At 62.0% G+C, this 21,917-nt stretch carries 25 protein-coding genes; 11 read left to right on the top strand and 14 right to left on the bottom strand.

Annotated features, from left to right (window positions below):
- Positions 1–36 precede the first annotated feature (36 nt).
- Entirely contained in the window at positions 37–828 is a 792-nt protein-coding gene (locus tag ACZ89E_RS26430; protein ID WP_463258590.1) for a YfaP family protein, read from the bottom strand.
- Positions 829–1,105: 277 nt separating this feature from the next.
- Here ACZ89E_RS26430 and ACZ89E_RS26425 point away from each other — a divergent pair, with 277 nt between their 5' ends.
- From ACZ89E_RS26425 to ACZ89E_RS26405, 5 genes are all read left to right on the top strand, one after another.
- Entirely contained in the window at positions 1,106–2,245 is a 1,140-nt protein-coding gene (locus ACZ89E_RS26425; RefSeq protein WP_476256713.1) for a Fic family protein, read from the top strand.
- A gap of 122 nt (positions 2,246–2,367) precedes the next feature.
- Complete coding sequence (locus ACZ89E_RS26420) at positions 2,368–2,610, top strand: exodeoxyribonuclease VII small subunit (RefSeq protein WP_056743654.1); 243 nt, start codon at positions 2,368–2,370, stop codon at positions 2,608–2,610.
- Positions 2,607–3,494, top strand: a complete 888-nt coding sequence (ispA, locus tag ACZ89E_RS26415; protein ID WP_476256712.1) for a (2E,6E)-farnesyl diphosphate synthase — start codon at positions 2,607–2,609, stop codon at positions 3,492–3,494. The genes ACZ89E_RS26420 and ispA overlap by 4 nt, the downstream gene beginning before the upstream one ends.
- Before the next feature lie 91 nt (positions 3,495–3,585).
- Positions 3,586–5,484: a 1-deoxy-D-xylulose-5-phosphate synthase gene (dxs, locus tag ACZ89E_RS26410; RefSeq protein WP_149660936.1), complete on the top strand. Its 1,899-nt coding sequence runs from the start codon at positions 3,586–3,588 to the stop codon at positions 5,482–5,484.
- Positions 5,485–5,620: 136 nt separating this feature from the next.
- A complete protein-coding gene (locus tag ACZ89E_RS26405; RefSeq protein ID WP_476256711.1) occupies positions 5,621–7,504 on the top strand; it encodes a TonB-dependent receptor domain-containing protein in 1,884 nt (627 codons plus the stop codon).
- Between the two features lie 112 nt (positions 7,505–7,616).
- On the opposite strand, the gene ACZ89E_RS26400 is transcribed toward ACZ89E_RS26405, so the two are convergent.
- From ACZ89E_RS26400 to nrdR, 12 genes are all read right to left on the bottom strand, one after another.
- Positions 7,617–8,417 (bottom strand): cobalamin-binding protein, encoded by an 801-nt coding sequence (locus ACZ89E_RS26400; RefSeq protein ID WP_476256710.1) that lies wholly within the window; start codon positions 8,415–8,417, stop codon positions 7,617–7,619.
- Positions 8,417–8,836 (bottom strand): MFS transporter, encoded by a 420-nt coding sequence (locus ACZ89E_RS26395; RefSeq protein WP_149660939.1) that lies wholly within the window; start codon positions 8,834–8,836, stop codon positions 8,417–8,419. The genes ACZ89E_RS26400 and ACZ89E_RS26395 overlap by 1 nt, the downstream gene beginning before the upstream one ends.
- Positions 8,833–9,450, bottom strand: a complete 618-nt coding sequence (gene ribA, locus ACZ89E_RS26390; RefSeq protein ID WP_054052350.1) for a GTP cyclohydrolase II — start codon at positions 9,448–9,450, stop codon at positions 8,833–8,835. The genes ACZ89E_RS26395 and ribA overlap by 4 nt, the downstream gene beginning before the upstream one ends.
- A 149-nt stretch (positions 9,451–9,599) precedes the next feature.
- On the bottom strand, positions 9,600–10,334 hold the full coding sequence (locus tag ACZ89E_RS26385) for a substrate-binding periplasmic protein (RefSeq protein ID WP_476256709.1): 735 nt from the start codon (positions 10,332–10,334) through the stop codon (positions 9,600–9,602).
- Between the two features lie 21 nt (positions 10,335–10,355).
- Positions 10,356–10,859 carry a phosphatidylglycerophosphatase A family protein gene (locus ACZ89E_RS26380; protein ID WP_149660941.1) on the bottom strand — a complete coding sequence of 168 codons (504 nt, stop codon included), beginning with the start codon at positions 10,857–10,859 and terminating at the stop codon, positions 10,356–10,358.
- A complete protein-coding gene (gene thiL / locus ACZ89E_RS26375; RefSeq protein ID WP_463258596.1) occupies positions 10,856–11,821 on the bottom strand; it encodes a thiamine-phosphate kinase in 966 nt (321 codons plus the stop codon). Before thiL ends, ACZ89E_RS26380 begins: the two co-directional genes overlap by 4 nt.
- Before the next feature lie 22 nt (positions 11,822–11,843).
- Positions 11,844–12,344, bottom strand: a complete 501-nt coding sequence (gene nusB, locus ACZ89E_RS26370) for a transcription antitermination factor NusB (RefSeq protein WP_123509921.1) — start codon at positions 12,342–12,344, stop codon at positions 11,844–11,846.
- The gene (ribH, locus tag ACZ89E_RS26365; protein WP_003185938.1) at positions 12,341–12,817 is read right to left on the bottom strand and encodes a 6,7-dimethyl-8-ribityllumazine synthase; all 477 of its coding nucleotides are present in this window, start codon (positions 12,815–12,817) and stop codon (positions 12,341–12,343) included. The genes nusB and ribH overlap by 4 nt, the downstream gene beginning before the upstream one ends.
- Before the next feature lie 91 nt (positions 12,818–12,908).
- The gene (gene ribBA / locus ACZ89E_RS26360) at positions 12,909–14,000 is read right to left on the bottom strand and encodes a bifunctional 3,4-dihydroxy-2-butanone-4-phosphate synthase/GTP cyclohydrolase II (protein WP_133837507.1); all 1,092 of its coding nucleotides are present in this window, start codon (positions 13,998–14,000) and stop codon (positions 12,909–12,911) included.
- A gap of 16 nt (positions 14,001–14,016) precedes the next feature.
- Positions 14,017–14,682: a riboflavin synthase gene (locus ACZ89E_RS26355; protein ID WP_463258597.1), complete on the bottom strand. Its 666-nt coding sequence runs from the start codon at positions 14,680–14,682 to the stop codon at positions 14,017–14,019.
- Between the two features lie 43 nt (positions 14,683–14,725).
- Positions 14,726–15,859, bottom strand: a complete 1,134-nt coding sequence (gene ribD, locus ACZ89E_RS26350; protein WP_476256708.1) for a bifunctional diaminohydroxyphosphoribosylaminopyrimidine deaminase/5-amino-6-(5-phosphoribosylamino)uracil reductase RibD — start codon at positions 15,857–15,859, stop codon at positions 14,726–14,728.
- Entirely contained in the window at positions 15,856–16,320 is a 465-nt protein-coding gene (nrdR, locus tag ACZ89E_RS26345) for a transcriptional regulator NrdR (protein ID WP_003228656.1), read from the bottom strand. Before nrdR ends, ribD begins: the two co-directional genes overlap by 4 nt.
- Before the next feature lie 127 nt (positions 16,321–16,447).
- On the opposite strand from nrdR, the gene ACZ89E_RS26340 reads away from it, so the two are divergent.
- The 3 genes from ACZ89E_RS26340 to trxA all read left to right on the top strand — a co-directional run bounded on the left by ACZ89E_RS26340 (position 16,448) and on the right by trxA (position 18,613).
- Positions 16,448–16,912, top strand: coding sequence for a hypothetical protein (locus ACZ89E_RS26340; protein ID WP_149660945.1), 465 nt, complete (start codon positions 16,448–16,450; stop codon positions 16,910–16,912).
- Positions 16,909–17,565: a class I SAM-dependent methyltransferase gene (locus ACZ89E_RS26335; protein WP_476256707.1), complete on the top strand. Its 657-nt coding sequence runs from the start codon at positions 16,909–16,911 to the stop codon at positions 17,563–17,565. The genes ACZ89E_RS26340 and ACZ89E_RS26335 overlap by 4 nt, the downstream gene beginning before the upstream one ends.
- A 175-nt stretch (positions 17,566–17,740) precedes the next feature.
- On the top strand, positions 17,741–18,613 hold the full coding sequence (gene trxA / locus ACZ89E_RS26330; protein ID WP_149660947.1) for a thioredoxin: 873 nt from the start codon (positions 17,741–17,743) through the stop codon (positions 18,611–18,613).
- 123 nt (positions 18,614–18,736) lie between these two features.
- Here the strand turns inward: trxA and ACZ89E_RS26325 are convergent, their stop codons facing one another.
- A complete protein-coding gene (locus ACZ89E_RS26325) occupies positions 18,737–19,087 on the bottom strand; it encodes a hypothetical protein (RefSeq protein WP_476256706.1) in 351 nt (116 codons plus the stop codon).
- Positions 19,088–19,222: 135 nt separating this feature from the next.
- On the opposite strand from ACZ89E_RS26325, the gene ACZ89E_RS26320 reads away from it, so the two are divergent.
- The 3 genes from ACZ89E_RS26320 to ACZ89E_RS26310 all read left to right on the top strand — a co-directional run bounded on the left by ACZ89E_RS26320 (position 19,223) and on the right by ACZ89E_RS26310 (position 21,915).
- Positions 19,223–19,801: a DUF2796 domain-containing protein gene (locus tag ACZ89E_RS26320; protein WP_476256705.1), complete on the top strand. Its 579-nt coding sequence runs from the start codon at positions 19,223–19,225 to the stop codon at positions 19,799–19,801.
- A gap of 136 nt (positions 19,802–19,937) precedes the next feature.
- Positions 19,938–20,648: an ABC transporter ATP-binding protein gene (locus ACZ89E_RS26315; protein WP_149660950.1), complete on the top strand. Its 711-nt coding sequence runs from the start codon at positions 19,938–19,940 to the stop codon at positions 20,646–20,648.
- A gap of 1 nt (position 20,649) precedes the next feature.
- Entirely contained in the window at positions 20,650–21,915 is a 1,266-nt protein-coding gene (locus tag ACZ89E_RS26310; RefSeq protein WP_149660951.1) for an ABC transporter permease, read from the top strand.
- Positions 21,916–21,917 lie beyond the last annotated feature (2 nt).

Below are 21,917 nucleotides of genomic sequence, written 5' to 3'. Positions count from 1 at the left end.
CCCAAAGCTCAGCAGTTCATCCGTGGAGCGGGATGCTTAATAGTTGAAAGTCTTGACCAGCAACAGGTCACCGATGGCCCGCAGGGGCACGATGAAGGTCTCGCGTTTTTCGTCGACGGTGTTTTCGTTGAGCACCAGGTTGATCTGCGAGGTGATGACCTCGTTCTGGTTGCTGGTCTCATCGAAGTTATAGCCTTCGCTGCCGAAGTTGCCCCAATAGTTCACGTAAACCAGATAGGTGCCGTGCATCGGCGCGGTCATGGTGAACATTTCCGGGCCGGGACCATCGACGCCGTCCGGGTCCAGGCCGCCGCCGTTGGTCAACGCCGTATGGGCGAAGAACGCGTGCTGGCCGTCCGGGGTAATGATGTGCAAGTCGAGTTCGGCTTTCGGGTCGTCCCAACCCAGCACCACGCGAATCCGCGCCGGGGTGCGCAGGTTGTTGGCTTCATAGAATTGAACGCGCTTGAGGGATTTGCCTTCGGCGCTGCGCACTTCGACGCTGTTGGAGCCGGCGCCAAAGGCATACGGCCGGGCGAAACGCCCTTCGTCGTCGGTGTACAGGTTCAGTGGATTGCCGTTGACCGCCAGCGTGTGCGGCCCGCGCTGGGTGCCGATGGCCTTGAGCTGGCCTTCGATCATCGTGCGATTGCGTTGCACGCCCCGGTCGATGGGCGGCGTGGGATAGGCGACTTGCGGGTTTTCACTGCGGTCGAGCAAGCCGTTGTAACGCCAGCCGCCTACCGGCTCCGACAACTCGGCCGTCGGCTCCGCCCGGGCCGCGCAGGCCCAGACCAGCATGATCAGCAGTGAAAGAAAGCAACGCATGTGACGCCTCCTGCCATGCACAACGAAACCCTGCGCCCGGTCCTCGGCGCGTTACAGCTGCAAAAACTGCGTTTCGTCAAAATGACCCATGACTATCGGGTCGTAGAAGGCACGAAGGTTAGCGATGTAGCGATTTTTTAACAATCAGATACATCTTTATTTGTGGTGAAAATCACGGTGATTGTTGGGTGTGAGCCGAATAGCGGGGTTATTCGGCTCACGGGATGAGCCGAATAAGACTATTATTCGGCTCATTGACCTTGGAGTACCCGAATTCATGGCGTCGCACTGGATCTGGCAACAGCCCGACTGGCCGAACTTCAATTGGCAGGCCGACCGCTTGGCGCCGCTATTGCGCGAGTGCGTGCAGGCGCAAGGTCGGTTGATGGGGATGGCCAGTTCCGTGGGCAGTTCGTTGAGCGCCCAGAGCGAACTGGACGCACTGCTGCAGAACATCGTGACGTCCTCGGCTATTGAAGGCGAATCGCTGAATGTCGGCTCGGTTCGCTCATCCCTGGCGCGGCGCTTGGGGCTGGAACAGCTCGATGGCGACCACGTCAGCCAACGCAGCGAAGGGCTGGCGCAGTTGATGCTCGATGCCACCCAGCAGTTTGCGCAGCCCCTGACGTTGGAGCGATTGCTGGAATGGCATGCGTGGCTGTTTCCGGATCAGGAAGCGGACTTCTCTGCCCATTCGGTCCGGGTCGGTGCATTACGCGGTGATGAGCCGATGCAGGTGGTTTCAGGACGACTCGACAGGCCGACCGTTCACTTCGAGGCACCACCTCGCCTGGGCCTTGAGCAGCAATTGAACACTTTCCTCACCTGGTTTGAAGACAGTCGGAGCCAGGAACAGCTCGATCCATTGCTGCGGGCCGGGATTGCGCACTTCTGGTTCGTCACCCTGCATCCCTTCGATGACGGCAACGGGCGCCTGACGCGTACCATTACCGATCTGGCATTGGCCCAGGGCGAGGCGCTGGCCATTCGTTTTTATGCGATGTCGGAGAGCATCCTTGAGGATCGCGCCGGTTACTACCGAGTACTGGAAACCAGTCAGAAGGCAACAACAGACATCACCGAGTGGCTGGAATGGTTCCTGAAAACCCTGCTGCGCAGCTTGCAGCAGGCCATGACCCGGATTGAATCCGTGCTGGGCAAGGCGCGGTTCTGGCAGGTGCATCGAGAATCAACGTTGACGGCGGAGCAGGCCAAGGTGCTGAACCGCTTGCTGGATGGCGGGGAGCGCGGTTTCGAGCAAGGGATCAGCGCGGCGCAGTATCAGGCGGTGGCGAAGGTGTCCAAGGCGACTGCCACTCGTCATCTGACTGAACTGCTGGAAAAGGGCTGCCTTAAACGTCTTCCCGGTGGCGGGCGCAGTACGCGCTACGCAATTAACCATCCTGGCGTTGATTGATGCCACAACGATCCGTAGCAGCCTGCGGCTACAAAGGTTGCTTCAAAACCCCCGCTCATTTGCCCATACCCCCCATGTCTGCTAGTGTCGCGCCGGTTTAACGTCAACCGGAAATAGCCGCCATGGCCCGCAAAAAAGCTGCACTGGATTTCGAACAATCCCTCGCTGACCTGCAAACGCTGGTAGAGCGACTGGAGAACGGCGAGTTGTCGCTGGAAGACTCGCTGACGGCTTTCGAGCAAGGCATCGGTCTGACCCGCGATTGCCAGGCAGCGCTGGCCCAGGCTGAGCAAAAGGTTCAAGTGCTGCTCGAGCGTGATGGCGAGCTGGCCGAGGAACCCTTTGAAGCGGATCAGCCAGAATGATTGCAGCGTATTCGGCGACCAGCCAGGCCCGCGTTAACGCAGCGCTGGAAACCCTGTTCAACCCGCCAAGCCCCGAGCTCGCCCGCCTCTATGACGCCATGCGCTACAGCGTGATGAATGGCGGCAAGCGCGTGCGTCCGCTGCTGGCCTACGCCGCGTGCGAAGCGCTGGGCGGCAAGGCTGAGCAGGCTAACGGCGCAGCGTGTGCGGTGGAGCTGATCCACGCTTACTCCCTGGTACACGACGATTTGCCGGCGATGGACGACGACGATTTGCGTCGCGGCCAACCGACCACCCACAAGAAATTCGATGAAGCCTGCGCGATCCTCGCCGGTGACGGCTTGCAAAGCCTGGCGTTCAGCGCCCTGCTCGACCCGCGCCTGAGCACCTCGGACGCAGAGATTCGTTTGCAAATGGTCAGCGCCCTGGCGTTGGCCGCAGGCCCGGCGGGTATGGTCGGCGGTCAGGCCATCGACCTTGGCTCGGTGGGCTTGAAGCTGGATCAGAAAGCCCTTGAATACATGCACCGGCACAAGACCGGCGCGCTGATCGAGGTCAGCGTCAAACTCGGCGCCCTGGCCAGTGGTCGCGCCGAGAAAGACGAACTGAAGTCCTTGCAGACCTATGCACAGGCCATCGGCCTCGCGTTTCAGGTGCAGGACGACATTCTCGACGTCGAAAGTGACACCGAAACCCTCGGCAAACGCCAGGGCGCCGATATCGCGCGCGACAAGCCGACCTACCCGGCCCTGCTCGGTCTCGACGCGGCCAAGGCTTATGCCCTGGAATTGCGCGATCAGGCCCTGCATGCGCTGCGACCGTTTGACGCGGCCGCCGAGCCTTTACGCGATCTGGCCCGCTATATCGTCGAACGACGTAGCTGACAGCGTATCCGCCAAAAAAGAGTAACGCGTGGGCAGGGGCCGATGCATCGGGTAAACTGCCGCCTCTTCTATACCTATAACGATTCGCCTGATGCCCACGACGTTTCATGAGATTCCCCGCAAGCGCCCGACCACGCCCCTGCTCGACCGCGCTAACACGCCGGACGGCCTGCGCCGGTTAGGCGAAGCCGAGCTGGAAACCCTGGCCGATGAATTGCGCCTGGAATTGCTCTACACGGTCGGTCAGACCGGTGGGCATTTCGGTGCCGGCCTGGGCGTCATCGAGCTGACCATCGCGTTGCATTACGTGTTCGACACCCCGGACGACCGGCTGGTGTGGGACGTGGGTCATCAGGCCTATCCGCACAAAATCCTCACCGGCCGTCGCGAGCGCATGGGCACCCTGCGCCAGAAGGACGGCGTCGCTGCCTTCCCGCGCCGCTCCGAGAGCGAGTACGACACCTTTGGCGTCGGCCACTCCAGCACCTCGATCAGTGCCGCGCTGGGCATGGCGATTGCCGCCCGCCTGCAGAACAGTGATCGCAAGGCGATTGCGGTGATCGGTGATGGCGCGTTGACTGCCGGCATGGCCTTCGAGGCGCTGAACCACGCGCCTGAAGTGAACGCCAACATGCTGGTGATCCTGAACGACAACGACATGTCGATCTCGCGCAACGTCGGTGGTTTGTCGAACTACCTGGCGAAAATCCTTTCCAGCCGCACCTATGCCAGCATGCGTGAAGGCAGCAAAAAGGTCCTGTCGCGCCTGCCCGGCGCCTGGGAAATCGCCCGGCGTACCGAAGAATACGCTAAGGGCATGCTGGTCCCAGGCACGCTGTTCGAAGAGCTGGGCTGGAACTACATCGGCCCGATCGACGGCCACGACCTGCCGACCCTGATCGCTACCCTGCGCAACATGCGCGATCTCAAAGGCCCGCAATTCCTGCACGTGGTCACCAAGAAAGGCAAAGGCTTCGCCCCGGCGGAAGTCGACCCGATCGGTTACCACGCCATCACCAAACTCGATCCCCTGGACGCTCCGGCCGCGGCGCCGAAGAAGTCCGGCGGGCCGAAGTATTCCGGTGTGTTCGGCGAATGGCTGTGTGACATGGCCGCGGCCGACCCGCGTCTGGTCGGGATCACCCCGGCGATGAAGGAAGGCTCGGACCTGGTGGCGTTCAGCGAGCGTTTCCCGCTGCGCTATTTCGACGTGGCGATTGCCGAGCAACACGCGGTGACGTTCGCCGCCGGCATGGCCTGCGAAGGCGCGAAACCGGTGGTGGCGATCTATTCGACCTTCCTGCAACGCGGCTACGACCAGCTTGTGCATGATGTGGCGGTGCAAAACCTCGACGTGTTGTTCGCCATCGACCGCGCCGGTCTGGTGGGCGAAGACGGCCCGACCCACGCCGGCAGTTTCGACCTGTCGTTCCTGCGCTGCATCCCCGGCATGCTGGTGATGACCCCGAGCGACGAAAACGAACTGCGCAAAATGCTCACCACCGGCCACCTGTACAACGGCCCGGCGGCAGTGCGTTACCCGCGCGGCAATGGCCCGAACGCGACGATCGAAAAAGACCTGCAACCGATTGAAATCGGCAAGGGCGTGGTTCGCCGTCAGGGCAACAAAGTCGCCCTGCTGGTGTTTGGTGTGCAACTGGCTGAAGCGCTGAAAGTCGCCGAGACGCTGGACGCGACCGTGGTCGATATGCGCTTCGTCAAACCCCTCGATGAAGCACTGGTTCGTGAAGTCGCCAACAGCCATGAATTGCTGGTGACCATCGAAGAGAACGCGATCATGGGCGGCGCCGGTGGCGCGGTCAGCGAGTTCCTGGCCCGGGAAAACATCCTCAAGTCGATGCTGCACCTGGGCTTGCCGGACAGCTACGTCGAACACGCCAAACCGGCGCAGATGCTGGCCGAGTGCGGATTGGATGAAGCCGGGATCGAAGCGTCGGTGCGTCAGCGCCTGCAACTGCTCACCAAGTAACCCCCGACCTGTAGGAGCGAGGCTTGCCCGCGAAGAGGCCATAACATTCAACATCATTGTTGCCTGTTAAGACGCTTTCGCGAGCAAGCCTCGCGCCTACAAGGACCGCGTTTTTTTCGATTTTTACGAATACATCATGAATTTCTCCCGCCTCGCCCTGACGCTGACCTTGTTGCCAGCCGGCCACCTCCTGGCCGACACCTTCGAACGCGATCAAGCCCTCAAGCTCCCCGACGTGCTGATCAGCGCCAACCGCCAGGTCGAGGCGCGCAACGACAGCAGCGCGGCCAACACGGTGTTCACCCGCGAAGACATCGATCGCCTGCAACCGAGCAGCGTCACGGATCTATTGCGTCGGGTGCCGGGCGTGCAAGTCGGGCAAACCGGCGGGCGCGGCAGCTTGCCGGGGATCTACATTCGCGGCACCAAATCGGCCCAGAGCCTGGTGCTGGTGGACGGCCAGCGTATTGGTAGCACCACCTCCGGCGACAGCAATCTGCAACACATCAACATCGAACAGGTCGAGCGCGTGGAAGTGTTGCGCGGCTCCCGCTCGGTGATTTATGGCAGCGATGCGATTGGCGGGGTGATTCAGATCTTTACCCGTCGTGGCGGCGAACAAGGCCTGCAACCGCGACTGCATATGGGGTTTGGCAGTAATCAGACGTGGGAGCGTAGCCTCGGGCTGTCCGGTGGTGACGAGAAAACCCGTTTCAATCTGGGCGCCAGCCTGGATGAAACCGCCGGGATCAATCGCACCCATGAGTCGTATCCCAGCGATGGCGATCACGATGAATACCGCAATAAATCGGTGAGTTTGAGCCTGAGCCACGCGCTGACAGATGACATCGAAATCGGCGCGAACGTGCTGGATAACCACGGTAAAAGCGCGTTCGACAACCCGTTCGGCCGCTTCGACATGAACACCTTCGAATCGGTCCAGCAGCAGCCTTACAGTGAGTTCGATGTCAGCAGCGTCAGCAGTTACATCGACGCGCGCATCAACGACGTATGGAAAACCCGCCTGGAATTCGGCCACAGCGAAAACCGCGAGAAGACCCTCGACAAGCTCAGCGATGAACGCACGGTGTTCAACACCTACCGCGATTCGGTGAACTGGCAGAACGACCTGACGCTCAACGAGCGCAACAGTTTGATTGTCGGCGGCGACTGGTACGAAGACCGGATCAACAGCAGCACGCCGTTTGATGAAGACAGTCGCTGGAACCGCGCCGCGTTTATCCAGCATCGCTATCAGACGGACAGCTTCTCCACGGAACTGGGCCTGCGGCGCGACCAGAATCAGCAGTTTGGCGGGCAAAACAGTTGGAGCGGCACCTTCACCCTGCCGCTGAACCCGGACAACGATGTGCTGCTGACCTACAGCGAAGGCTTCCGCGCGCCGACCTTCAACGATTTGTATTACCCGGATTACAGCAACCCGGACCTCAAGCCTGAAACCTCGAAAAGCTATGAGCTGCAATGGCGCAGCCAGTTGACCGACACCAGTCGCCTGGAAGCGTCGCTATACCGCACTGACCTGGAAGACGCGATCATCTTCGGCAGCAACAACCGCCCGCAGAACGTGGCGTCGGCGCGGATCAATGGTTTCGAAGCCGCGCTGAAACAGGAACTGTTCGGCTGGCAGAGCAACCTCGGCGTGGCGATCATCGACCCACGGGATCGCGACAGCGGTCACACCTTGGCCCGGCGTGCGCGGCGCACGTTAAGTCTGGATCTGGATCGACAGTTTAATCAGTTGGGGCTCGGCGCCAGTTGGCAGGCGGTCAGCGGCAGTTATGACGATGAGAACAATCAGCAGCCGTTGGGTGGCTATGCGTTGTTCGGGTTGCGCAGCAGTTGGGCGCTGAATCGGGAAGTGAAGCTGGAATTGAAGGTCGATAACTTGCTCGACAAGGGTTACAGCCGGGCGTTGTACAGTTTTGACGGCAGTCAGTATGGGTATCGCGAGGAAGGTCGGGCGTGGATGTTTGGTGTGACCTGGACCCCGGAGTTCTGATCCCGGATTAACGGCGCCTGGGCCGGCCTCTTCGCGGGCAAGCCTCGCTCCTACAGGGGCGCCACCGATACCTGTAGGAGCGAGGCTTGCCCGCGAAGGCCGCGACTCGGTCTTAACGGCCCGGCGCGATAATCCGGCACAACTTGGCCGTCGCCTCAATCATCTGCCCGCTCGGCCGCTCCAATCCCTTGTCCGTCACCAACAACAACCGCCCCTGCACCACCGCCGCCACCTGCGGCCACGCCTTCCAGGCATCGAGCTGCGCCTGATCACTGGCCAGAATCACCTCGGGATTGCGCTGCAACACCGCTTCCACGCTGACCTGCGGTGCCGGCAAGGTCAGGTCGGCAAACACGTTGCGCGCGCCGCACACCTCCAGCGCATCGCTGATGATTTGCCCGCCACCCACGGTGTACAGCGGCCGATCCCAGACTTGATAGAACACCGTCAGCGGATTATCCCGGCGATAGCGCTGGCGCAGGTTATCCAGTTTCTGCCGCAGACCTGCTGCCAGCGCGACGCCCCTCTCCGGTCGGCCGAGTTGCGTGGCAATCGCTTCAATCTGCGCCGTGAGCTGGTCGAGGTTGTGGGGTTCGGCGACGTAGGTGGGAATGTTCAAGCGCTTGAGCTGGTCCCGCTGGGCCGGGCCGACGCTGCCGGGCCAGAGCAATAACAGGTCGGGCTTGAGGCTCAGCAGCCGTTCCATGTCCAGTTGGCCATAGCTGCCAACCGAGGGAAGGTGCTTGAGTTCGACCGGACGCTCACCCGCATCCAGCACGCCGACCAACAAGTCGGCGGAGCCCAGTTCAACGACGATTTCAGAGAGAGAAGGCGCGAGGCTGACCACGCGTTCGACGGAATAAGCCGAGCCGCTGACGGCCAGCAGCAAAACCGCCAGCCAGACGCGCAGCATCAGCCGAGTTGACGCGGGATACGGTAAAGGTAGAACAGCACCGCGGTGGACAGCGCCAGCAACACCAACGGCACCGCTTCGAGGCCGACGAACACGGCCAACGCGCCGATCCACGCTGGCAGGCTCGCCGCCAGAAAGGCGATACGACGCTTGGCTGCCAGGGCAATCCAGGCCGCCGGTTCTTCAGGGGTATCGAGGGCTTTCTGGGTGGCGATCAGCGCATGTTTGTAGCCGCCGAAAAACTTCAGGCTGACAAACATCGAGGCCACACCGGCGATAAACAGCGGCATCGCCAGCACCGGCAGGATCGCCTCGCTCTGGCCGAACACGCCATTGATCACGAACAGCGGCACCAAGGCCAGCGCCAGGTATTGCCACCAGTTGAAGGACAGTCGCCGCCGCACTTGACCGCGAGTCACGCCCGATCAGCCTCGCCCTGATGCTCGTTGCCCATCATGTGGTCGAGCTTGCTGGCCTTGGTGGCCAGGTACAGTTTGTTGTGCGGGTTGTGCCCGGTGTGCAGCGGCACGCGCTCGGCGACGACAATGCCCATGTCGGTCAAGGCTTTGACCTTGCGTGGGTTGTTGGTCATCAGGCGCAGGGATTTCACGCCCAGGTGCTGCAGCATCGGCAGGCACATGGCGTAGTCACGCTGGTCGGCGGCAAAGCCCAAGCGCTCGTTGGCTTCAACGGTGTCGGCACCGCCGTCCTGCAACTCGTAGGCGCGGATCTTGTTCAGCAGGCCAATGCCCCGGCCTTCCTGACGCAAGTACAGCAACACGCCACGACCTTCACGGGCGATGGCCTGCAACGCGGCCTCAAGTTGCGAGCCGCAGTCGCAACGCTGGCTGAACAAGGCATCGCCGGTCAGGCATTCGGAGTGCAACCGGCCGAGCACCGGGGCACCGTCGGCGAAATCACCCAGGCTCAGCACCACGTGCTCGCGCCCGTTCTCTTCATCGAGAAAGCCGTGCATGGTGAATTGCGCAAAAGGTGTTGGCAGCTTCGAAGCGGCGACAAAAACGACAGGCACCTGTGTGCTCCTGATCAATAAGTACTGGAGATTCGCAGAGGCGGCAATTGTAACAGCAGGTTCCGACCGACGCTTAGGCTGAATTATGGGGCATAACGATCAAAAAGTTTGATCAAGCGGCCAAGTCCCGCCGGCCCATTGGCCCGTGTTCAATTCGCATCAAATGGATAAGGCTGTTTCCACTTGGCAAAGATCGGTCTCAACTGGCCGCTTTTCACCAGCAGTTCCATACGCTGGTCGAACAACGCCATCAACGCTCGGGCCTTGGGGTTGTCGGCAAAACACAGGTACAGCGGCAACTCGGCGATGTGGGTGCGGCGGAACAGCGACGGATCCCTGGCCCGGGCGAGCAGGTAATCGATTTCGGTCAGCGCATCGATGTAATAGTCGGCGCGGTTGTGGGTCAGCATCGACAGGATCCCGGCGCGCCGCACCACTTCGTTGTAGCGCTGCACGTTGGGCAGGTACGCCTGATACTTGTAGCCGCGCACCCAGGCCAGTCGGTAACTGCCGAGATTCTCGAGGGTCGGCGACGGATTGCTCGCCAGGCCCAGGGCATAGATGTGATCGGAGTCGAAGTTCCAGTGCGGATAAAGCACGTCGCTGGTTTCGTCGCGATAGGCGCCGACGCAGGCGTCCACTTCCCCGCGCTGGGCCAGGCCAACGGCGCGGGTGTAGGGTTCGGTGCGGATATCGAGCCTGATCCCGGCCGGTTCGAAGATGGCACGCAGCACGTCCCAGCCCAGCCCATGACCGTCAGCGGCGGTGTAGTCTTCCCAGGCTTCGCTGGCCAGATGAATCACGGACGGCGTCGGCGTAGCGTCCCCCGCCTGGGCGAGCGAGCAGAACATCGCGAAAACCACCATCAACCAGCGTCGAGCCATGCCTAATCCCTGCTTCACCACTCAGGCGAAAAACCACACCAGCCCCTGCATCCCCAGCCATGCAAAGACCCCGGCCAATACGTCGTCGAGCATGATCCCGACACCACCGTGCACATGGCGGTCGATCCAGCGAATCGGCCACGGCTTGAGGATGTCGAAGAAGCGGAACATCAGGAACCCCGCCAACAACCAGTACCAGCCATCCGGCACCAGCCACAGGGTGATCCACATCCCGACCATCTCATCCCAGACGATGCCTTCGTGATCGTGTACCCGCAGATCGTCGGCCACTTTGCCGCACAGCCAGAACCCGAACAGCATGGTGATGCCGAGCATCAGCCAGTAGCCCCAGTCGGGCAACATCTGCCACAACGGGATAAAGGGTAGCGCAACTAACGAACCCCAGGTGCCCGGAGCCTTTGGCAAGGTGCCCGAGCCGAAGCCGAACGCCAGGAAATGCCAAGGGTTGCGCCAGACCGAAGGCGGTACGAATTCCGCCGGCGTCTGCTTGGGATGATCGGTCACGGGGTCTCCGGAAAATGTTGATAACCCCGGGTTTGCGGGGTGATGTCGTGCCCATCGGCGTCCAGCAGCCTGACGCCCTGCCCGGCCACGACCCGGCCCACCACATGGACCGGCCAGCCGTCCGCCAGCAACCGGGGCAAAACGACGGGCGGCACGGTGAAGGCCAGCACGTAGTCGTCGCCACCGCTCAGGGCGGCGTTTTCGGCGCCTGTCTGGCCGAGGAAGCTCACCAACGCTTGGGACACCGGCAGCTTGCTCCGGTCAATCTGAATGCCGACTTTCGAAGCGAGCGCGATGTGCCCGCAGTCGGCGAGCAGGCCGTCGGAGATATCCAGCGCCGCCGTGGCGTGGCCGCGCAACGCCTGACCGAGGGCCAGTTGCGGTTGCGGCGACCAGTAATGGCGCAGCAGCGGATCGGCGATGGCCTCGTCCGCAGTCCGCTGGCCAAGCACCAGCGGCAACGCGCCAGCGGCATTGCCCAACTCGCCGCCGACACACAGCAAGTCCCCCGGCTGCGCGCCGCTGCGGGTCAGGGCCTGGCCGCTCGGCACGCGGCCAAACACGGTCAGGGTCAGGCTCAACGGCCCACGGGTGGTGTCACCGCCGATCAGCGCCACGCCACAGCCCTGGGCCATGACATTCAAGCCACGGGCGTAGGCGTCCAGCCAATCGGCGGTCACCGTCGGCAAGGTCAGGGCAAGGGTAAAGGCAACGGGGGTGGCGCCCATGGCGGCCAGGTCACTGACCGCGACAGCCAGCGAGCGCTGACCGAGCAGAAACGGGTCGCAAGGATCTGCGAAATGCACGCCGGCAACCAGCGTGTCGGTGGAAATTGCCAACTGCTCCCCGGGAGGAACAGCCAGCAAGGCGCAGTCATCGCCGATTCCCAGTGCAACGCCCTCGCCGCCCTGCGCACAAGGCGCGGCGGCGAAGAAATTGCGGATCAGCTCAAACTCGCCCATTTGGCAGCCATTCAAGCGCTTATCAGCGCTTGAACGCCTTCACTTCAGCTTCACGCAGACGCGGGGCCAGCTTGTCGAGAACACCGTTGACGAACTTGTGGCCGTCGGTGGAACCGAAGACTTTCGCCAGCTCGATACCTTCGTTGATCACAACGCGGTACGGCACGTCGACGCGCTTGAGCAGTTCCCAGGTGGACAGGCGCAGAACCGCCAGTTCAACCGGGTCCAGCTCTTCGATGGTGATGTCCAGGCAAGGCGACAGCGCAGCGTCGATCTCAGGCTTGTGGGCCGGAACGCCGTGCAGGATGTCGTGGAAGTAGGCGGCATCGACATCGCTGAAATCGTTATCGACCCGGAACTGCGCTTCGATCTCGTTCAGCGACTGCTTGGCCATGTGCCATTGGTACAGCGCTTGAGTCGCGAGCTGACGGGCTTCGCGACGCTTGACGCTTTTCGATGGCTTGCCGGCATCCGCAGGCTTTGGATCGCGTGGGTTGAACTGATCGCTGTCGTCGCTAATCACTTGGCCTCCAACTGTGCCAGCAGGCTGACCATTTCCAGAGCGGACAGGGCAGCTTCGGCACCTTTGTTACCGGCCTTGGTGCCGGAACGTTCGATGGCTTGCTCGATGGAATCAACGGTCAGCACGCCGAAAGCGACTGGAACGCCGAACTCCATGGACACCTGGGCCAGGCCCTTGGTGCATTCGCCTGCCACGTATTCGAAGTGCGGAGTACCGCCACGAATGACCGCGCCCAGGGCGATGATTGCCGCGTATTCGCCCTTCTGGGCTACTTTCTGCGCAACCAGCGGGATTTCGAAGGCGCCAGGGGCACGGATGATGGTGATGTCGCTTTCGCTCACGCCATGGCGAACCAGGGCATCAACTGCACCGCTGACCAGGCTTTCAACGACGAAGCTGTTGAAACGGCCTACTACCAAAGCGTAGCGGCCTTTAGGGGCGATGAAGGTACCTTCGATGGTCTTCAGGGTCATTCGTTAGATCTCTTAAAGAGCCGGGACGCGTTTTCTACGCGTCCCTCAGTGATGTGTTAACCGCGAATCAAGGCCCGGAAACAACCGGTCATTATTCGGAGGGCACGTATTCTACAACTTCCAGATCGAAACCGGATATCGCATTAAATTTCATTGGCGCACTCATCAGGCGCATTTTGCGAACGCCCAGGTCCCGCAGGATCTGCGAACCGGCACCGACGATGCTGTAGGTGGTCGGTTTTTTCGCCGGGACGTGCTCGGCGGTTTCGCGGATATGTGCCAGCAATACATCGCCATCGAGCGGGTGACCGAGCAACAGCACCACGCCGCTGCCAGCCTCGGCGACCGCGGCCATGGCGGCGCGCAGGCTCCAGCGGCCCGGCTGCTTGACCATCAGCAGGTCGCGCAATGGGTCCATGTTGTGCACGCGAACCAGGGTCGGCTCGTCGGCGCACACGGTGCCCAGGGTCAGGGCCATGTGCACGTCGCCTTCCACGGAATCACGATAGGTCACCAGGTTGAATTGGCCCAGTTCGCTGTCCAGCGGCTGCTCGGCAATCCGCTGAACGGTACGTTCGTGGATCATCCGGTAGTGAATCAGGTCGGCGATGGTGCCGATCTTGATGTTGTGTTCGGCGGCAAAGGTTTCCAGTTCGGCGCGGCGGGACATGGTGCCGTCGTCGTTCATCACTTCGCAGATCACGCCGCTCGGCTCGAAACCGGCCATGCGCGCCAGGTCGCAGGCGGCTTCGGTGTGGCCGGCGCGCGCGAGGGTGCCGCCCGGTTGGGCCATCAGCGGGAAGATGTGGCCGGGGCTGACGATGTCTTCAGCCTTGGCATCCTTGGCGGCAGCGGCCTGCACGGTGCGGGCACGGTCGGCGGCGGAGATGCCGGTGGTCACGCCAGTGGTGGCTTCAATCGAGACAGTGAATTTGGTGCCGAACCCGGAACCGTTGCGCGGCGCCATCAGCGGCAGCTTCAGCAGTTCGCAGCGTTCGCGGCTCATCGGCATGCAGATCAGGCCACGGGCGTGCTTGGCCATGAAGTTGATGTGTTCAGGCTGGCAGCACTCGGCGGCCATGATCAGGTCGCCTTCGTTCTCGCGGTCTTCGTCATCCATGAGGATGACCATCTTGCCTTGGCGGATGTCTTCAACCAGTTCTTCGATGCTATTGAGCGCCACAAGGCACCCCCTTGAGTCAGGATTTGAGGTAGCCGTTTTGGGCCAGAAAGCTTTCGGTGATGTTCCCGGATTTTGTAGGCTCTGCGGCCTTATCGCCCAGCAACAGGCGCTCCAGATAACGTGCCAGCAAGTCCACTTCCAGATTCACCCGGCGACCTGGCTGGTAAGACGCCATGATGGTTTCGCTCAGGGTGTGGGGAATGATCGTCAGCAAGAACTCGGCGCCATCGACTGCGTTCACGGTCAGGCTGGTGCCATCGACGGTGATCGAGCCTTTATGGGCGATGTACTTGGCGAGGTCTTTCGGCGCGCGGATACGGAATTCCACCGCGCGCGCATTCTCGGTGCGGGCAACCACTTCGCCCACGCCATCGACATGGCCGCTGACCAGGTGTCCGCCGAGGCGAGTGGTCGGGGTCAGGGCTTTTTCCAGGTTGACCGGGCTGCCGCTTTTGAGGTCATTCATGGCGGTGCAGTCGAGGGTTTCGCGACTGACGTCCGCTGCAAAGCCGTTGCCTGGCAGTTCAACTGCGGTCAGGCACACGCCGTTGACCGCGATGCTGTCGCCCAGTTTGACGTCGCTCAGGTCGAGCTTGCCGGTTTCTACGTAAACCCGCACATCTCCGCCTTTTGGGGTCAATGCACGAATACTGCCGATGGATTCGATGATGCCGGTAAACATGGAGTCCTCCTCGAGAACAGGCCGTCTTGGCTCAGGCCGGGAATTATACGCTCGCGGCTGGTGAAGGAATGGCAGTGACTCGCCAGTCATCGCCAACCGCGCGAATTTCGGTGATTTTCAGCTCGGGCGCGTCCTTCATGTTCGCCAGCGGCCAGTCCAGCAAAGGGCGAGCCGAGGAGCCGAGGAACTTGCCGGCGATGAAGATCTGGAACTCATCCACCAGACCTTGCTGGGCAAACGCCCCGGCCAGGCGCGGCCCCGCTTCGACCAACACTTCGTTGACCCCGCGATTGGCCAGTTCGACCAGCAGTTTGCGCAGGTCCACCAGACCATCGTCGCCGGCCACGATCAGGCATTCCGGGCCGTTGGCGTATTGCTCTTCGATCGCCATGCAGGTCGCGACCAGCACCGGGCCCGCCTTGAAGAACGGTGCATCCAGCGGCACGCGCAAGCGGCCGTCGATCAGTACGCGCAGCGGCGGACGACTCATGGCCAGCGTGGTTTGCTCAGCGTCCAGGCCCAATTCGGCGGCGCGCACGGTCAAACGGGCGTTGTCGGCCAGCACTGTGTCGGCGCCGGTCAGCACTACGCTGGCCTGGGCACGCAGGCGTTGCACTGCCGAGCGAGCGGCCGGGCCAGTGATCCATTGGCTTTCGCCGCTTTCCATCGCCGTGCGACCGTCGAGGCTCATGGCCAACTTGACCCGCACGAACGGCAAGCCATGCTCCATGCGTTTCAGGAAACCTTCGTTGAGCTTGCGCGCTTCACCTTCCAGCACACCGCTTTCGATGGCGATCCCGGCCTGGGCCAGGCGCTGCATGCCGCGACCGGCCACCGACGGATTCGGGTCCTGCATCGCTGCAACCACACGGGCCAGACCGGCATTCACCAGCGCATCAGCGCAGGGCGGCGTGTGGCCGTGATGGCTGCAGGGTTCGAGGGTCACGTAAGCGGTGGCGCCACGGGCCTTGTCACCCGCCGCACGCAACGCGTGGACTTCGGCGTGGGGTTCGCCGGTGCGCACGTGCCAGCCTTCGCCGACAATCTGCCCGTCCTTGACGATCACGCAGCCAACCCGTGGGTTGGGGTGAGTCGTGTAGTGACCCTTGCGCGCCAGTTCCAGGGCGCGGGCCATGTAATGGGCGTCGAGGATGGCTTGTTCTGCGGAGGTGGTCATTCTTTCACCGGCTCACGGGCCAGGCGATCGATCTCTTCGCGGAACTCGTTGAGGTCCTGGAAGCGCCGATACACGGAGGCGAAACGAATGTAGGCGACTTCGTCGAGCTTTTGCAGCTCGGCCATCACCAGTTCACCGACCACGAGGGATTTGACCTCGCGTTCGCCGGTGGCGCGCAGTTTGTGTTTGATGTGCACCAGCGACGATTCGAGGCGCTCGACACTCACCGGGCGCTTCTCCAGCGCCCGCTGCATGCCGGCGCGGAGTTTTTCTTCGTCGAACGGCTGGCGGCTGCCGTCGGTTTTGATCAGGCGCGGCAACACCAGTTCGGCGGTCTCGAACGTCGTGAAACGCTCGCCGCAGGCCAGGCATTCACGCCGGCGGCGCACCTGTTCGCCCTCGGCGACCAGACGCGAGTCGATGACCTTGGTGTCGTTGGCACCGCAGAAGGGACAGTGCATGGTGGCAGGCAACAAAAAAAGGGAGGGCCATGGTAGCGCATCCCCGTGGCAAGACAAGCCATAGGGTTTGCGGTATACAGACGAGCAATATGTTTGATTCATGGATTTCACCTTGCTGGAGCCACAAATGTCGCTACGACCGCTCGTCCTGCTCAGTGTTTTAAGCCTGCTGGTGGCCTGCGGCAGCGATGCGCCCAAGCCGCAGCCGCCGACCCCGGGCCCCGCGCCACAAGCGGCGCAGAAGAAAGCCAAAGAATCCGCTGACCTCGGCCCGCTGCCGGCCTTTCAGCGTGAATTGAGCGGCACCCTGCAAGGCGTGCCCGCCGGCGCCGAAGTGGAACTGGCGCTGCTGGTGATCGACGACAAATCCCGCCCGCAACAATTGCTCGCCAGCTCCAGCCTGATCGGCACCAATCAAATCCTGCCGTTTCACCTGCGTTTCAACCCGGAATCCTTTCCGGTCGGTGCCCGGGTTGAGCTGCGCGGCCGCGCCAGCCAGTCCGGCCAGTTGATCCTGCACCTGCCGTCGCAGACCATCACCCAGCCGACAACCCAGGCCCTGGGCCAACTGCAATTCGTCAAAGCCCCATGATTGCACCGCTCGACCTGCAACAGGCGTTAGGTGAACTGCTCGGCGACGCGCAACTCGTCGCCTGCCATTTGCCGGACACCAACCTGAAACTCTGGCTGATCGACGGTGACAACATGGACCGCGCCTTCAGCCCGGAAGAAACCCGGCGAATCCTGCATGAACCGCCCTATTGGAGTTTCTGCTGGGCCAGTGGCTTGGCGATGGCGCGGTATCTCGCGGCGTTTCCCGAGTGGGTCAAAGGCAAGCGCGTTTTGGATTTTGGCGCGGGTTCTGGTGTGGCGGGGATTGCGGCGGTAAAGGCCGGGGCGCTGGAAGTGGTGGCCTGTGACCTGGACCCGCTGGCGATTGCGGCGTGTCGGGCGAATGCTGAACTCAACGAGGTGCAGCTCAACTACTCGACGGATTTCTTTGCCGAGGCGGATCGTTTTGATCTGATACTGGTGGCCGACGTGCTGTATGACCGGGCGAATCTGCCGCTGCTCGATGAGTTTTTGAGTCGCGGCAAGGAAGCCTTGGTCGCGGATTCGCGGGTTCGGGATTTTCGTCATCCGTTGTACCGGCGCATTGAAATGCTGGAGGCGATGACCTTGCCCGATCTGGCCGAGCCCGAAGAGTTTCGGTATGTGAGCCTCTATCACGCCACCCGCATATGATCGTTCCCACGCTCCGCGTGGGAATGCAGCCCGGGACGCTCCGCGTCCCAAAGCGGACGCAGAGCGTCCATTGAGGCATTCCCACGCAGAGCGTGGGAACGATCTGTGTTCCCGCTTCCGGCCACCCCCCGCCAAGCCTTATAGTGGCCTCATTCACGCTTCCAAGAGATCCCCCATGAGTCAGGAAACGCCGTACATCTTCGACGCCACGACTGCCGATTTCGACCAGTCGGTGATCGAGAACTCTTTTCACAAACCAGTGCTGGTGGATTTCTGGGCCGAATGGTGTGCGCCGTGCAAGGCGCTGATGCCGATGCTGCAAACCATCGCCGAGAGCTATCAGGGCGAGTTGCTGCTGGCCAAGGTCAATTGCGACGTCGAGCCGGACATCGTCTCGCGCTTCGGCATCCGTAGCCTGCCGACCGTGGTGTTGTTCAAGGACGGTCAACCGGTGGACGGTTTTGCCGGAGCACAACCGGAGTCCGCCGTACGCGCCATGCTTGAACCCCATGTGCAAATGCCGCCGCCGGCCGCTGCCGATCCGTTCGAACAGGCTCAGGCGTTGTTCGATGAAGGCCGCTTTGCCGACGCCGAAGCCATCCTCAAAGTGCTGCTGGGCGAAGACAACACCAATGCCAAAGCGCTGATCCTTTACGCCCGCTGCCTCACCGAGCGTGGTGAACTGGGCGAAGCGCAAACTGTGCTCGACGCGGTCAAGACCGATGAGCACAAGGCCGCGCTGGCCGGCGCCAAGGCGCAGATTCAGTTTCTGGGCCAGGCCAAGGATTTGCCGGATGCCGCCGACCTGAAAGCGCGTCTGGCGAAAAACCCGCAGGACGATGAAGCGGTGTATCAATTGGCAATCCAGCAATTGGCCCGCCAGCAATACGAACCGGCGCTGGATTCGTTGCTCAAGCTGTTCATCCGCAACCGCAGCTACAGCGAAGGCCTGCCGCACAAGACCTTGCTGCAAGTGTTCGAACTGCTGGGCAATGATCACCCGCTGGTGACCACGTACCGACGCAAGTTGTTCGCCGCGCTTTATTGATTCTGTAGGAGCAAGGCTTGCCCGCGATGGCGTCCGTATGATCACCATCGCCGTAGGAGCAAGGCTTGCCCGCGATGGCGTCCGTAAGATCGCCATCGCGAGCAAGCTTTGCTCCTACAGTTCCTACGCAGGTTCAACCCAGCTGTACAGCGGCGTATCCCCGCCGCTCACCACCTTCACATCCGCACAATGGCGCAGACGCACCAACAAGCGCTTACCCGACGCCGCACTACCGGTCAGCCCTTTCAACTGCTCCAGCAAATCCGGCCCGCTCAATTGCCCGGCCTTGCGCAGCAGGTCCTTGGCGATCTGCCACAGCGCGTCATCCTGGTTCAGCGGCTTGGCCGCCGGGGCGCTGACGTCCTCGGTTTTGCCCACCTGCAACTGCGCACCGAGCCGCGCCCAATCGCCGTCATCCATCTCCAGGGTCAAATCCACCGGCCAGTCGCCGATGCTTCCGCGTATTCGCAACATAGGTCCGCTCCTGCACATTTCTGACCTGCATGCTCCCATGGGTCTTGTGTATCGCAAAGCGGGCGGTCAAACTCTCCGCACTTTCGTTATAAGATTACATAACAAACCTTTCACTTTACTTTCCGGAGACCCGCCATGCGTCGTCTGCTGCTCGCTCTGCCGTTTGCCCTGTTGCCGTTGGCCGCTGCCTTTGCGGCCAATGAACCTGAACACGGCAGCCTAGGCGCCCACGAACATGGCGTCGGTCGTTTGAATGCGGCGCTGGACGGTCAGACGTTGGAGCTGGAGCTGGAAAGCCCGGCGATGAATCTGGTGGGCTTCGAACACGTCGCCACCAGCGACGCCGATAAAGCCAAAGTCGCCGCCGCCAAGGTGAAACTGGAAAATCCGCTGGTGCTGTTCAACCTGCCGAAAGCCGCCGGTTGCAAAGTCGCGACCCAGGAACTGGAAAGCCCGTTGTTCGGTGACAAGCCGGATGACCACGATGACCACGATGAAGCGGACAAGGACGGTCACGAGCATCACCACGACCACAGTGAAATCCACGCCCACTATCAATTCAGTTGCTCGGCACCCGGCGCGCTGAAGACCCTGGATCTGGCGAACCTCTTCAACACCTTCCCGGCGACCCAGAAGATTCAGGTACAACTGATCAGCCCGAGCGGCCAGCAAGGGGTTGAAGTGACGTCCAAGGCGGCGGCCCTGAAATTCTGATACACCCCGATCCTGTAGGAGCGAGGCTTGCCCGCGAAGACGCCGTCACATTCAACACAGATGTCGACGGATAGATCGCCTTCGCGGGCAAGCCTCGCTCCTACAAGGGTTCACTTCATTACCTGACCGGTTTCACATGACCCAAGCACTCATCGAACTGTCCGACCTGGGCTTCAGTTGGCCCGGTCACCCACCGCTGCTGGATATCCCGGCGTTTCGCCTGGAGCCCGGTGAAACCCTGTTCCTCAAAGGTCCCAGCGGCAGCGGCAAGACCACCCTGCTCGGTCTGCTCGGCGGTGTGCAGAAGCCCGATCGCGGCAGCATTCGTTTGCTCGGCCAGGAACTGACCGAACTCGGCGCCGGCGCTCGCGACCGCTTTCGCGTCGATCACACCGGCTACATCTTCCAGCAGTTCAACTTGCTGCCGTTTCTCTCGGTACGCGAGAACGTCGAGTTGCCTTGCCACTTCTCCACATTGCGCGCCGAACGGGCGAAACAGCGCCACGGCAGCGTCGACCAGGCCGCCGCGACCCTGCTCGCGCATTTGGGTTTGAAGGATGAAAGCATCCTCAGTCGCCGCGCCGACTCGCTGTCCATCGGCCAGCAACAACGGGTCGCCGCCGCGCGGGCGTTGATCGGTCAGCCGGAACTGGTGATCGCCGACGAACCGACCTCGGCCCTGGACTACGACGCCCGCGAGAACTTCATTCGCCTGCTGTTCGCCGAATGCCGCGAAGCCGGGTCGAGCCTGTTGTTCGTCAGCCATGACCAGAGCCTCGCGCCACTGTTCGACCGCAACCTGTCGCTGGCCGAGCTCAATCGCGCCGCCACCCCGTTCGAGGTCTGAGATGTATTTGTTTCGTCTAGCCCTGGCCAGCCTGGCTAACCGCCGCTTCACCGCGATCCTCACCGCGTTCGCCATCGCCCTGTCGGTGTGCCTGCTTTTAGCCGTTGAACGTGTACGCACCGAGGCCAAGGCCAGTTTTGCCAGCACCATCAGCGGCACCGACCTGATCGTCGGCGCCCGCTCCGGGTCGGTGAACCTGCTGCTGTACTCGGTATTTCGCATCGGCAACGCCACCAACAACATCCGCTGGGACAGCTTCGAACACTTTGCCAACAACCCGAAAGTGAAGTGGGCGATCCCGATGTCCCTCGGCGATTCCCATCGCGGTTATCGGGTGATGGGCACCACCGAGGCGTACTTCGAGCACTACCAGTACGGCCGTCAACAACACCTGGAACTGGCCGACGGCCGCGCCTTCGCCACCGACCCGTTCGAAGTGGTGCTCGGCGCCGAAGTGGCGGATGCGCTGCACTACAAACTCGGCGACAAACTGGTGCTGGCCCACGGTGTGGCGGTGATCAGCCTGGTCAAGCACGACGACAAACCGTTCACCGTGGTCGGCATTCTCAAACGCACCGGCACCCCGGTGGACCGCACGTTGCACATCAGCCTCGGCGGCATGGAGGCGATCCACATCGACTGGCACAACGGCGTGCCCGCACAAGGCAAAGGCCGGATCAGTGCCGATCAGGCGCGCAACATGGACCTGACGCCGCAAGCGATCACTGCGTTCATGCTCGGCCTCAACAGCAAGATTTCGACATTCGCGGTGCAACGCGAGATCAACGAATTCCGTGGCGAGCCAATGCTGGCGATCCTGCCGGGCGTGGCGTTGCAAGAGCTGTGGAGTTTGATGAGTACGGCGGAAAAAGCCCTGTTCGTGGTCTCGTTGTTCGTGGTGTTGACCGGGTTGATCGGCATGCTCACGGCGATTCTCACCAGCCTCAATGAACGGCGGCGCGAGATGGCGATCCTGCGTTCGGTGGGCGCGCGGCCGTGGCACATCGCGACGTTGTTGGTGCTGGAAGCCTTTGCCCTGGCGCTGTCCGGGGTGATTGCCGGCGTGGCGCTGCTGTATGTGTGCATCGCCGCCGCCCAGGGTTACGTGCAGGCCAATTACGGCTTGTACCTGCCGCTGTCGTGGCCGAGCGAATATGAATGGACGCTGCTCGGTGGCATCCTGATCGCCGCGCTGCTGATGGGCAGCGTGCCGGCCTGGCGCGCGTATCGCCAATCATTGGCCGATGGCCTGTCGATCCGTTTATGAGG

Source organism: Pseudomonas sp. TE3899 (assembly GCF_056279105.1).
Note: the sequence above shows the minus strand (reverse complement) of the source record. Positions and strands in the feature narration are given on the sequence as shown.